Consider the following 12884-nt stretch of genomic DNA (forward strand, 5'->3'; position numbering starts at 1 on the left):
ATGTGGAGCGATCGCTCAATGAGTTAGAATCAACATCAAGTATTATGGAACCTGTCTACGCTATAAGTAGAGTCAGTTGCACGCGGGGAATGAAAAAATGAGGGTTTGGCTTGCCTGCTTTTTGGTACTGTTCGCCTTGGCAGAACTGTTTGATTGGTTACAAGAATTTAATCTGCCATTGCCTATCTATATTTTGGGAGGAGCTTTTTTAGCAGTTGCTTCTAACTATGACAAGATTATTGGCTCTTATTTTACTGATGCAACCATCGATGCATCACCCAAACAACCCCAGTTAGATTTACCAACTCAATCTCCTCACTCGATTTCTTTTACAATAGCTAATCCTGTGAAAGATGCTCAAGAATCTGAGTAACAGGACTATTTACTTTCAAGTTGCGATATTGGCAAGAAGCGGGGGAGAGGGGGTGCAGGGGTGCAGAGGGGATGAGGAAGAATTATTAATGCCGATGCTAACAGTCATCAGTCATCATTTGTATGAAGTTATCCCTGTTTTACCAAAGTGCCTTGATGCTGTTTGCGCCAAGCATCGGGTGGTAAGCCGTGATGTTGACGAAACTGGCGAGAGAAATGACAGACACTTTGATAGCCTAGTTCTGTAGCAATTTGCTCGACTGTCTGGTTATGATTTTGGAGTAAAGAACGCGCTCCCGCCATGCGGCGTTTGACAATCCAGTTGTTTACAGTCTCTCCTGTCTGTCTTGCTACTCGGTTAGTTAAGTAAGCTGCTGAGTAACCAACTGCAACAGCAACATCAGATAAAGTAATTCCTTGGTGATAATAGGCTTCGATAAAGTCGAAAACTTCTTTTAATTGGGGATCGCTGGGAAAGGTAAACTGATCAGAGGGAATCGCTTCATTAATGTTTTGTGCGATCGCTGAAGTTGGAACTACAGACACTGGCTTTGTCGGTTTGTCTAAGCCAGTGGCGCACCAGTTTTGGAAATTAGCTTGCTTTCGCAGTCGGCTTTTGATCGCTCTAAGCAATTCTTCTATTGTAGAGGGTTTAGTCACATAATCATCTGCTCCTAAGTCCATGCCTTTGCGAATAGATGCTCTAGTATCACTCCCAGTCAGAAAAATGAAAGGAATAATTGCTGTCAGAGGATTTTGACGCAACGTAGCTAAAACACTGTAGCCATCCATTTTAGGCATCACAATATCGCAAATCACCAAATCGGGTAAATACTGTTGTGCTTGCTGGATACCAACAAGACCGTTTTCAGCAGTTATCACATCAAAGCCTTTTGTTTGGAGACCTTTTAAGAAAAGATTGCGGGTAACTGCATCATCTTCAATTACAAGAATTTTTTTTGCTGAGTTGTGTATCATTTCTATACAACCATAACTTTTCATCAAGATGACTAATGACTGTCACTCCACTAATGGCAGCATCACAGTAAATGTACTACCCACACCAACTTCACTTTCTACAGTGACTTGACCACCATGTAAGTCCACAAGGGTTTTGAGAATTGATAACCCTAATCCGGTGCCAGGTATATTATCGACGTTACTACCTCTATAGAATGGCTCAAATAGTCGTTGTTGATCTACTACCGGAATGCCTATTCCTCTATCTTTGACCTGGAAAATGATATCTTCATCCTGGCAAGAAAGGTAAAAATCAACTGTACTATTGGATGGAGAATACTTAGTTGCATTTTCCAGCAAATTCTCCAAAATCGGCTCTAGCAATTTTTGATCTATCCAGGCTGTTAGAGAATTCAGTTGACTGACAAAATTGATTGGCTTTTGGCTAATATTCATCTGCATTTGTGCCACTAAATTATGACAGAACTGGACTATTTCTAGCGGTTGTGGCTCAAAGTTGAGTTTTGCTGCTTCTGCTTTCGAGAATAACAAAATATCATCCAACATCTGGCTGATTTGTTTGGTGGCTATTTCAACATGATCGAGTAATGGTTGTATTTTTTTCTCTGTGCGTTTGTCTACTTGTTCTTTTATTAAGCTATTAGAGAATGAAACTATATTTAGTGGAGTACGGAATTGATGGCAGACCATAGAAAGAAAACTTGCTCTGAGTTCGCTCAGTTGTTTGGCTTGTTCTAAAGCCTGGTTAAGATCTGATTCTGCATATTTATAATCAGTAATATCAATTCCTGTAATTAATTCGATTTGGTGTCCTCCGAAATCTAGCACACCTTCAAGTTGTGCCACCGCACAAGCTAGCCAGCGTTCGATGCCGTTTTTTGTCAGAATACACATTTCGTGATATTCAAAGTTACCTGCTTCGCTTTGCTTGCGTACCTGCCTGCGTTTTTTGCTCTTGATAAGTCGGCGAATATCAAAGCCGTTTAGTAGTTCCGCTTTTGTGTAGCCGGTAAGTTGCTCCACCGCCGGATTTACATAGCATAGACGCGTGCCTCGAATCAAAAAAGTGCTGGCATCTGTTGTTTCTGCCAAAGTCCGAAATCTCGATTCGTTCAACCGCAATGCTTCTTCAGTGCGTTTGGAATCAGTAATATCCCAAATGCTCCATACTCTACCAATAATTTGGTCACCTAACCAGTGGGGTTTGGAGTAGTGTGCAAACACCCTGCCATCCTTCAACTCTAAAATCTCGTAACTCTCGAAATCAGATTGGCTGGAAACTTCCCAAATCAGCCGTGCAAAGGTTTCTGGGTCTTTTAGTTGGCTCTCAAAAAAGGCTTTGCACCGAGGGCATTTTTTGGATAGCACCAGTGACTCTGGAATCTGCCACATCTCCAGAAATTTCTGATTCAAACTCAGAATATCACCATCAAAGTTAACTGCAACTATACCGATGGCAGTAGATTCAAGGGTAGAGCAAAGTAAAGATAAAGATGTTCCTAGTTCTGCCTCCTTTTTCTTGAGCTGAGTAACTTCTTGTTGAAGATGGTTTTTAGCTTCCCGCAATTCATCAATCCACTTTTGCACGCTCAACTCTACGATTTCATCACTCTTCTCACGCACAAAGGCACAGCCAAACTCCTTGCCTCGGTATTGTACATAGGTAACGGATATTTCCACCAAAAATAACCGACCTGCCTTTGTCCGATAGCGAGATTTAAAGGTGAGAGGCTTTTGTAAGGCTGTTTTGACCAGAGATCGCCATTGTTCAGACCAATTGTGCAGTGCAAAGTCTATATCTACGTCATGCAGTGTCATGGCTAGTAATTCCTCACGGGAATACTCCAACATACGACAAGTTGCATCGTTGACGTAGAGAAACTGTGCGTTTGCTCCTAGACAAAAGGCAGCATCTACACACTGATTGATGAGGAAATGACCAAATTCCAACTCTAATTCTGGCTGTAGTGGCCGTTGAGAGTTGGATTGAATTAACGTATAGTCGTCAGGATTCATACCCCTACGTAATTAAGTCGGCACTATAACCATGAATGAGTTCATAATCACAACTTCCTCAAATTGTCCACCACATATCAAGCACAGCCTGTGATTTTCGAGCTTTAAGGAAGCGATCGCCAAGAGCCAAAAATCGAGAAAATCTTAACAATTTCTCATCTGGCATCAGCCTAGCGGGTCTAATAGCCATCAGTTATAAATATCAAGATTCGGTAAAGATTCAGTAGTTATGTCACTCTCCTCATTTTCTTAATTATTCTTAACTTTCCCATCGAGATCTAACTATAGCAGAATATGCTGAGTCATCCGTCATAAGAAATACATTTTCCTTTGAAAACTTCTTAATCAATACCCTGTTTAAGGTAGTTATTTATACTTAAAATGTCTTTGTTTGATATATTCATGAATAAGTCATCTATCGGAAGAAATATATTCTAAATTTTTTATTGTCTTAATTTTCTACCAAATGAAATAAAAAATGTTAAAAATACATGTATTGCCAAATACAAAAAAGATAATTCAGGCAGCGTCTAGTAGTAACATTAAGACTGGTAGAATTTTATAATTAGCTTTAAAAAAATTTCCCAATTTGATTTGTATCGAATTAGCATAGACTAAGTAGGTAGACATTATTAAATATAAAATGCCGACTACAGAAACTTCCTCACTGACAGGCTTTTGCCTTCTGCTTCCTGCTTCACAGTTAGTTGCATGATATGGATTGTAAGTTCCATACTTAATAATGATAAATCAATGTTAAACTCAATCTGATACAATTGACTGAAATTCCATAATCAAGCCTTAACCTGATTTTTTAGCCAATAGAGTCAAATATAAACGAAAGAATTGACATTCTCATCAAAAGATTTTTCATTGCAAACAGGTTCTTATTTTTCGTATTCTAATCTTTAGAAGCACAGCCTTGATTATTTGACTTTTCTCAAGAACTTTTGCGGCAATAGGCTTGGAAGCAGCAACTGATGGTCTTTCGACTAGTATCAAACAAAGCCGTAAAAATACACAGATTTTTTTGTATTAAATATTTCAGTAGTAAAAAGCTCAGCTCTCTAGTTGAGTACCAGCATTTGGAATTAAGTGAAAGCAATGAGTAAAAACTATACAAGTTCAAAGTCCCCCCTCATAACCACTGAGGTATACAAGGAATTTTCACCAAACAGCAAGTATATAGAATCTGCGTCAGATGATTCCCATCAGCTTGATACCTTAGAAAAGAATGCAGGAACTCAATCTTTATTGCATAACGAAACAGCCCCAACACTTTCAGTTGCAGATGCTGTAGCCCAGATGCTAGGAAGTTTGGGAGTAGGCTATGCATTCGGCGTTGCAGGGGGTGCAATGGCCAGCCTTTGGGGTGCGCTGTCAAATAGCAGCATAGAAGTGTTGAACTTTCGCCATGAAGCTGGGGCTGCTTTTGCCGCAGCCGAAGCCTACTTTGCCAGCAACCGCCCCACCGTCGTGTTCACCACAGCAGGGCCGGGTATCACCAACGCCCTAACAGGCTTATTTGCTGCCCGTGGTGAAGGTGCAAAGATAATTTTATTGTCGGCTTGTACTTCAGCACCACAGCGTGGACGCTGGGCAATTCAGGAAACCAGCACCTACACATTACCTAGTGGAGGAATCTTTACTCCAGGAGCATTATTCAACTATGCAATCACCGTTGAATCTGCTGCACAACTTCCGCAAATTTTTCGCAAACTGGCGCTAGCTTTAGCGCAACCAGGAGGATTTGTTGCACATTTGAGTATTCCCACCGCTGTGCAGACCAGCTTAGTTGAAGATGTATCTTGGCCACAACTAGATATAGCTGCCTCTGCGATCGCACCTCATAAACAAGCGATCGCCAAATCTGTAGAATTACTATCTGCTGGCCCCTTTGCCATCTGGGTAGGTTTCGGTGCGCGTCATGCAGCAGAAGAAATCCGCCAACTGGCAGAGAGAACCGGCGCTGCGGTGATGTGTTCCCCCCGTGGTAAAGGCATCTTTCCCGAAGATCATCCGCAATTTGTAGGTGTCACAGGTTTAGGTGGTCATGCATCAGTCTTTAACTACATGCAACAGCAACCGCCACTACGCACCCTCGTACTCGGAACCCGCTTAGGCGAACCGACTTCTTTCTGGAGTCCGCTGATGGTTCCCAAAGGAGGCTTCATACATGTAGATATTGACCCAGAAGTTCCAGGAGTAGCTTATCCATACGCTGAAACTTTCTCGGTTCAGTCTGATATCAAAGCCTATGTGCAAGAACTGTTGCAGCACTTCCCGGACACTCGTGTTGATTCCATACCTTTGTTGCTACCTCGTCCAGAACGCGAAAGCGTAGCACTAGATTTAGATATAGACTATCCAGTGCGACCAGAAGTATTAATGGCAGCAATTCAAAAAGTAATTGTTGAGGGGAGTGACGCAGTAGTCATGGCAGAGTGCGGTAACTCCTTTACATGGTCAACTCACCTACTGCAATTTCCCCAAACCAATCGTTACCGAGTCAGCACCGGAGTCGGTGCAATGGGTCACGCCGTCACAGGAGTTTTGGGTGCAGCATTAGGGCGTCAGGGTAAAGCAGTAGCCATTGTAGGCGATGGTGCAATGCTGATGAATAACGAAATCAGCACAGCCGTCAAATATAAGATACCTGCAATCTGGATTGTACTCAACGATGCACGTTACAACATGTGTCATCAAGGAATGCAAATATTGGGATTAAAAGGTGCAGACGCCACAATGCCAGTAACTAACTTTGCCATGATTGCTCGTGGTATGGGTGCAGAAGCAGTTGGTATTGTGAGAGAATCAGACATTGAAGCAGCACTAGAACAAGCGATCGCTTCCAATAGTCCCTTTTTAATCGACGTAGTGATTGATCCCGATAGACCTGCACCCTCTGGTGGACGTAACAAGAGTTTGGCAGCACAAGGAGTTAAATCAACCCCAGCCAAAACTCCAGCCAAAGCAGTTTCATTCCCATTAGTTTGATTTAAATCAGTCATTAGTTATTTGTCCTTTGTAAATAGCAATAACTAATGACTAATGACTAATGACTAATAACTAATGATCAATAACCAAGAGTAACCAAAATGCTGCTATTTGAAACTGTTAGAGAAATGGGTCATGAGCAAATTCTCTTCTGTCATGGCAAAAATCCAGACATTAGAGCAATTATTGCTATCCATGACACAAGTTTAGGCCCTGCCATGGGAGCTACAAGACTCTTCCCTTATATTAGTGAAGAAGCTGCTTTACAAGATGCTTTGCGTCTGAGTCGTGGTATGACCTATAAAGCCGCCTGTGCTAATATTCCAGCAGGAGGAGGAAAAGCAGTTATTATTGCTAATCCTGAAAGTAAAACAGATGACCTATTGAGAGCATATGGACGGTTTGTAGACAGCCTCAATGGACGTTTTATTACAGGACAAGATGTTAATATTACTCCTAACGATGTCAGAACAATTGCCAAAGAGACAAAGTATGTAGTTGGCACATCAGAAAAATCTGGCGGCCCTGCACCCATCACATCCTTGGGAGTTTTCCTAGGAATTAAAGCTGCTGTAGAATTTCGCTGGCGAACCAAAAATCTTGAAGGCATGAAAGTTGCAGTTCAAGGTTTAGGAAATGTTGGGAAAAACCTCTGTCGGCATTTACATGAGCATGGCATAAAACTTTTTGTAACTGATGTGGATGCCGCCAAGGTAGAGGAAGTACAACAGCTATATAATGCTACAGTTGTACCACCAGATGAAATTTACTCACTAGATGTAGATATCTTTGCTCCTTGCGCGTTAGGAGGAATTCTTAATAGTCACACAATTCCTTTCTTAAAAGCTCCAATTATTGCTGGTGCAGCTAACAACCAATTGGGTAATGAGCAACTACACAGTCAATTACTTGCTAAAAAAGGAATTCTTTATTGCCCCGATTATGTTATTAATGCCGGAGGTCTAATCAACGTTTATAACGAAATGATTGGTTATGACGAAGAAAAAGCTTTCAAGCAAGTGCATAATATTTATGACACACTGCTAGCAATCTTCAACATTGCTAAACAGCAAGAAATTACTACTAACGACGCTGCTAAAAGGTTGGCTGAAGACCGGATTAGGAATGCTAAACAAAGCAATTCTAAAAAAGTTGCTGCATAATTTACTCGCTAATTAACTACTATTAATGTCAGGAGTGACTAGTGGAAAAAAACACCTTTGCAACATCAGCTTATATTGCTACTTCTCCAAAAAGTGCCTTTGATTATCTTTGCAGTTTAAAAAACTTAGATGATTGGACGCTTTTTAGCCGGATGAAAGAGCAAGTTGACGAAGATACCTGGCTGGGAAGTGCCTCTGGATATCATAAAAATCTCTACTATCACGTCAAAAAACTAGATAGCAAACTTTTCTATGGTATTGAATGGCATTGTGGGTTTGAGTATCAAAAATATTTTCAAGTTTATCCTGTTTTGCTTTTTCCTCCCGACTATATTGAACCTGGAACTGATGAAAAGGGCGTATACTTTCACTGGCTGAGTTTTGTCGATCCCAAACGGCAAACTCAGATGATTATGCAGGGAATTCACACCGTACATACTTCAGAATGTCGTTCTCTCAAAGGCATTTTAGAACGTAAAGCTGGTTTGACTCAAGCAGCAAAAGGGTGTTACTTTATTGATACTGATACTATTTATGTCGATGCCCCTATTGAAGTCGCAATTGAATACTTAAAAGACTTGCGGAACATAGATGAGTGGGCGCATTTACTGCGGCCAGATGGTAAGATTACTACTGATTCTGGTGAATTCAAGGATGAATACGACCAAAAAGTAAAAGTTTCTGTGCGACTGCATAGTTTGAGTAAATATTATTTGCTTGAGCAAGAACACTTTTATCCAGAGTACAACTATTATCAACGCTCAGTAGCACTGCTGATTCCAACATCCTATGCTTTTGGTGATCCTGATGCTTCTGGTTTAATTCTGCATCGAATCACATTTTGGAAAGCAGATAAATCTGTGAGTCACGGCAAACTCCAAATTGAAGACTTTGGCGCTGAAAGCATGAATATTAAACGTCTGCTTGAAGCTAAAGCCGGCAACCTCCAGTCCTTTGACCGTGGAATGAGCTACATACCAAAAACTCCAGAATTAGTTAATAGTCGTTAGTCAGTGGTCAGTAGTCAGTAGTCAGTAGTAAAGAAAAATAACTGATACCTAACAACTGACAACTAACAAATAACAACTAACAAATAACAAATGAAACCCAAGCAACTTACCATCACTTTTCTGACTTTTTGTATTGTCGCTTTTTCTGGAATGAAGGCTGCGAAAGCTGCATCTTTTTCCATAGTTGCAGACAATCTTGATAATGCAGGAGGTCTGAGCTTTGGCCCTGATGGTAGTCTGTATGTTACAGAGGCGGGGACAGGGGGAAATGATAGTTGCGTTCCACCAGCAAGTGGTGAAGGTGATTCTTTATGCTATGGTAACAGTGGTGCTGTCACCAAAATTGCCAACGGTACACAACAGCGTATACTTACAGGACTCCCTTCCATAGCCTTACCAAATGGTACTGGTGGTGCAGGCCCTCGTGACATCAAATTTGATGCCACAGGCAAAGCTTATGTTCTAATTGGATATGCAGCTGATCCAACATATCGCGATCGCAATTTAGGCAACACTGACCTAGGAAAAATCATCACTGCCGACTTTAACACCAATTCCTGGACAAGTATTGCAGATTTAGCTAACTATGAACTCGCCAACAATCCTGATGGTGGTGAATTAGGTAGCAATCCCTTGGGTTTTTTAATAGATGGCAATAATCTGGTTGTGGCTGATGCAGGTGCAAACGACTTACTTAGAGTCAAAACTGATGGTAGTAACTTGCAAGCACTGTCTGTATTACCTCAAGACATCTTGACTAATCCAGTCTTTCCGCCTTCTGGTACTCCATCTAACGAACCCTCACAAGTACCATCTCAAAATGAACCGACAACATCCCAGATTTCTATTCAACCAGTACCCTCAAATGTGGCAAAAGGCCCTGACGGTGCTTATTACGTTAGCCAATTCACAGGTTTTCCTTTTCCAGAAGGTGGTGCAAAAATCTATCGTGTTGCTGCTGATGGGAAAACAAGCGTTTATGCAGATGGTTTTACCCAACTAACAGACTTAGAGTTTGATACTGCTGGCAATTTATATGCTTTGCAATATGCTAATCAGTCAGCCTGGAAGGGTAATTTAGAAGGTTCATTAATCAAAATAGCTGCTGATGGCACTCGTACAACCATTCTTAGTGGCAATGGATTAGAATCGCCTAGTGCCTTGACAATTGCCCCTGATGGTGGATTATACATCACAAATCGAGGCGATCGCCCAGGTCACGGGCAAGTTCTCAAAATTGAGAATATAACCCCTATTCCTGAACCTAATTCTGCTTTAAGTCTCCTAACATTCGGCGCTTTAGGTGTTGGTTGGTTGTTAAAAACTAGAAGCACTAAACTCACTCATAGACCGAGTAGTAGCACTTAGGTAAAGAGTTTCAACCCAATATTATTGCCTTTCAACAAAGGTAATATTTAGCCTGCGTTCCCCTAAAACTAAAATTCGTTGTCTTTAAAACCATAAAAATTTCCACAACTTACTAACTCTTAATCTCCAAAGGTATGAAACTCAAGTCATTTACCCTTACTCTTTTGACTGTTTGTTTTACAGCTGTAGTCGGCCCAAAAGCAGCTGATGCTGCTACCTTTTCAGTAATTGCTAATGGTCTTGATAATCCACGCAATATTGGTTTTGGCCCTGACGGCAGTCTTTATGTTACAGAAAGTGGTCGGGGTGGTGATGGTACAGACGGCAGATGCATTCCTTCACCTAGCGCCGGATATATTCCTTTATGTGCTGCTCAGAATGGTTCCTTGAGCAAAATTAATCCAGACGGTACAAAAACAACTATAATATCGAACCTGACATCTCTAGCATTATCTCCTTCTGGAGAACAAGCAGCTGGGCCTGCGGACATTAAATTTGATGACAAAGGCAACGCTTATCTTTTGACCGGTCTTGCAGGCGACCCCACCAACCGTGACACCATCTTAAAAAGCCCAGACCTCGGACAACTATATAAAGTAGACTTAAACACAGGTGCGTTAACAAGTCTTGCCGATTTTGCAGCTTATGAAACCAAAAATAATCCTGATGGCACAGATTTGATTTCTAACCCCTATGCATTAGCAATTAAAGGTGATACTGCTTATGTCGTTGATGGAGGCGGAAACACAATATATTCTGTAGGACTTGATGGCAGCGGTATTAAGAATGTAGCTGCCTTCCCACAAAAAGTTATAGATAGAAATAAACTCGAATTTCCAGATTTGGGAGGCACTGATCCATCTACCCTTCCACTCACACAGCAATCAGTACCTACAGGTATAGCAGTTGCCCCCGATGGCAGTTTAACAGTCAGCGAATACACTTATTTCCCTTATCCAGAAGGTGAAGCACGTGTCTTCAAAGTTAATAGCGATGATTTGTCAATACAAACTATTGCTGATGGCTTCACACAGTTGACTGGCGTAGCATATGACCCAGAGGGCAATTTGTATGCTTTGCAACACATCAATCATTCTGAATGGAAGGAAATTCAACAAGGTGGTATCATCACTGGTGATATTAGTGGATCTTTAATCAAAATAGCTCCTGATGGTACTCGCACAACAGTTTGGAAAGGTGATGGACTAGAAGCTGCTTCTGGCATCACTTATCATGATGGTAGTTTGTATATCTCAAACCGAGCTAGACTTGCAGGAACAGGACAAGTTATTAAGATTGATCCTAACGCCAGGAAAATTCCTGAATCCGGTTCTGCGATCGGTTTGATAGCTGTTGGTGCTTTAGGTGCAACCTCAATGATTAAGCGCAAACGTAGCAAAGAATTAATTAAGGCAGAGATTGCCTAATATCATTTGAATTGGGGATTGGGGACTGGGGATTAGGAAGATTTGAATGAGTTATGTAGAGTGGGCAAAGCGCACCATATTCAGGTTTTGATGGGCAAACCCCACTCTACGTATATTTCAAAAATCAAGTAGGAACCTTATACAAACCCAGATGAAATCTGACGAATCTTAATTACCAATTACCAATTACCAATTACCAATTACCAATTACCAATTACCAATTACCAATTACCAACTTCTATCAGCTACCAAAGCAGGACTTTAAAAGTATGGGATTAATAAAAAAACTGTCAATTACCATTGCTAGTGCCGGATTTATCATCTTAGCAACAGGCGCTCAAGCAAAGTCAGTAACCTTAACCTATGAACGTAGTATTGGTAGTCCTGGTATCGGAACTGGGCAACTTCTTGTACCACAGGGCATAACTGTAGACGACACAACAGGGAATGTTTATGTAAGTGATGGTGGTAACGATCGCGTCCAGGTATACAATAGCGAAGGTAACTATATTAAAACTATAGGTAGCTCTGGTAGCGGCCCTGGACAGTTTGACGAACCAGCAGACCTAAAATTCAATCCCTTGAATGGAAATCTTTATGTAGGCGATGTTTTTAACAGTCGCATTAATGTATTCGATAGCCAAGGTAACTATATTAAATCCTTTGCGAAATTTGGCGGCCCAGTAGAGGGTAGGATTTTTTATGGCCCGGGAGGTCTATCATTTGATAAATCTGGCAATTTGTATGTAACCGATTTTAGTAACGATTACATCCAAGTATTTGATCAAAACGATAATCTGATCAGAACAATTGGTAGCAATGGTACTGGACTCGGACAATTTGTTGGCCCAGCAGGCATATCAGTATCTCCCACCTCTGGTAATATCTTTGTTGCCGACCAATACAACAACCGTATTCAAATATTCGACCCACAAGGTAACCCTCTGTTCGCATTTGGCAGTCCTGGCACCGGATTTGGGCAATTTAATCAGCCAATCGGTGTTGAAGTGGACGAATACGACAATATTTATGTAGCTGATTCTATCAATAGCCGTGTCCAGGTATTCGATAAAGACGGTAAGTTCCTGACAGCCTTTGGTAAACCTGCTGCTGCACCACCTCCAGGTCAAGATGGTCTACCCATCGGCAACCCCCTCGACCTCACACCAGGCACATTTAACTGGACTGCTGGCGCACACTACGACAATGGAAAACTTTATGCAGGGGATTTCTTCCAAGGTCGCATTCAGGTTTTAAAAGTAGAAGGCAGAGCCAAAGTCCCTGAACCGAGTTCAACATTAGGTTTAACATTACTTGGTCTAACGGCTGCTGGTATCAAACTGCGGAAAAGAAACCAAAGAAAGGCACTCATTAGTAGCTTAGAGAAACAACTGGAAAAGACTTGTGTATAAAAGTTAGGAGTTGGGAGTTAGGAGTTGGGAGTTAGGAGTTGGGAGTTAGGAGTTAGGAGTTAGGAGTTAGGAGTTAGGAGTTAGGAGTTAGGAGTTAGGAGTTATTTATCCCTCATCCCCCCCCCTGCTCCCCTGCTC

10 protein-coding genes are annotated in these 12884 nt (G+C 41.4%); 7 read left to right on the forward strand and 3 right to left on the reverse strand.

Translation table 11 applies throughout. The features are described 5' to 3' along the window. Positions 1–97: 97 nt before the first annotated feature. Positions 98–373: a hypothetical protein gene (locus tag I8748_RS11720; protein ID WP_198124752.1), complete on the forward strand. Its 276-nt coding sequence runs from the start codon at positions 98–100 to the stop codon at positions 371–373. 128 nt (positions 374–501) lie between these two features. Here the strand turns inward: I8748_RS11720 and I8748_RS11725 are convergent, their stop codons facing one another. From I8748_RS11725 to I8748_RS35670, 3 genes are read right to left on the reverse strand one after another with little or no spacing between them, the layout of a single operon-like run. Continuing rightward, positions 502–1350: a response regulator transcription factor gene (locus I8748_RS11725; RefSeq protein ID WP_198124753.1), complete on the reverse strand. Its 849-nt coding sequence runs from the start codon at positions 1348–1350 to the stop codon at positions 502–504. Positions 1351–1392: 42 nt separating this feature from the next. Further along, positions 1393–3369, reverse strand: a complete 1977-nt coding sequence (locus I8748_RS11730) for a scytonemin biosynthesis sensor histidine kinase (RefSeq protein WP_198124754.1) — start codon at positions 3367–3369, stop codon at positions 1393–1395. A gap of 58 nt (positions 3370–3427) precedes the next feature. After that, positions 3428–3559, reverse strand: coding sequence for a hypothetical protein (locus I8748_RS35670; RefSeq protein ID WP_263975732.1), 132 nt, complete (start codon positions 3557–3559; stop codon positions 3428–3430). A gap of 914 nt (positions 3560–4473) precedes the next feature. On the opposite strand from I8748_RS35670, the gene scyA reads away from it, so the two are divergent. From scyA to scyF, 6 genes are all read left to right on the forward strand, one after another. Further along, positions 4474–6366, forward strand: a complete 1893-nt coding sequence (gene scyA / locus I8748_RS11735; protein WP_198124755.1) for a scytonemin biosynthesis protein ScyA — start codon at positions 4474–4476, stop codon at positions 6364–6366. Between the two features lie 101 nt (positions 6367–6467). Beyond that, on the forward strand, positions 6468–7529 hold the full coding sequence (gene scyB, locus I8748_RS11740) for a tryptophan dehydrogenase ScyB (RefSeq protein WP_198124756.1): 1062 nt from the start codon (positions 6468–6470) through the stop codon (positions 7527–7529). Positions 7530–7570: 41 nt separating this feature from the next. Next, on the forward strand, positions 7571–8539 hold the full coding sequence (gene scyC / locus I8748_RS11745) for a scytonemin biosynthesis cyclase/decarboxylase ScyC (protein WP_198124757.1): 969 nt from the start codon (positions 7571–7573) through the stop codon (positions 8537–8539). Positions 8540–8629: 90 nt separating this feature from the next. Further along, the gene (locus I8748_RS11750; protein WP_198124758.1) at positions 8630–9907 is read left to right on the forward strand and encodes a ScyD/ScyE family protein; all 1278 of its coding nucleotides are present in this window, start codon (positions 8630–8632) and stop codon (positions 9905–9907) included. Between the two features lie 134 nt (positions 9908–10041). Further along, on the forward strand, positions 10042–11334 hold the full coding sequence (locus tag I8748_RS11755; protein WP_198124759.1) for a ScyD/ScyE family protein: 1293 nt from the start codon (positions 10042–10044) through the stop codon (positions 11332–11334). Between the two features lie 269 nt (positions 11335–11603). Next, complete coding sequence (gene scyF, locus I8748_RS11760; RefSeq protein ID WP_198124760.1) at positions 11604–12746, forward strand: scytonemin biosynthesis PEP-CTERM protein ScyF; 1143 nt, start codon at positions 11604–11606, stop codon at positions 12744–12746. Positions 12747–12884 lie beyond the last annotated feature (138 nt).

It is taken from the genome of Amazonocrinis nigriterrae CENA67, from assembly GCF_016056305.1.
In the GTDB taxonomy this organism is placed as follows: domain Bacteria; phylum Cyanobacteriota; class Cyanobacteriia; order Cyanobacteriales; family Nostocaceae; genus Amazonocrinis; species Amazonocrinis nigriterrae.

Coding starts and splice junctions, on each gene's coding strand:
- I8748_RS11720 (WP_198124752.1), top strand. CDS start 98: ATGAGGGTTTGGCTTGCCTGCTTTTTGGTACTGTTCGCCTTGGCAGAA.
- I8748_RS11725 (WP_198124753.1), bottom strand. CDS start 1,350: ATGATACACAACTCAGCAAAAAAAATTCTTGTAATTGAAGATGATGCA.
- I8748_RS11730 (WP_198124754.1), bottom strand. CDS start 3,369: ATGAATCCTGACGACTATACGTTAATTCAATCCAACTCTCAACGGCCA.
- I8748_RS35670 (WP_263975732.1), bottom strand. CDS start 3,559: ATGGCTATTAGACCCGCTAGGCTGATGCCAGATGAGAAATTGTTAAGA.
- scyA (WP_198124755.1), top strand. CDS start 4,474: ATGAGTAAAAACTATACAAGTTCAAAGTCCCCCCTCATAACCACTGAG.
- scyB (WP_198124756.1), top strand. CDS start 6,468: ATGCTGCTATTTGAAACTGTTAGAGAAATGGGTCATGAGCAAATTCTC.
- I8748_RS11750 (WP_198124758.1), top strand. CDS start 8,630: ATGAAACCCAAGCAACTTACCATCACTTTTCTGACTTTTTGTATTGTC.
- I8748_RS11755 (WP_198124759.1), top strand. CDS start 10,042: ATGAAACTCAAGTCATTTACCCTTACTCTTTTGACTGTTTGTTTTACA.
- scyF (WP_198124760.1), top strand. CDS start 11,604: ATGGGATTAATAAAAAAACTGTCAATTACCATTGCTAGTGCCGGATTT.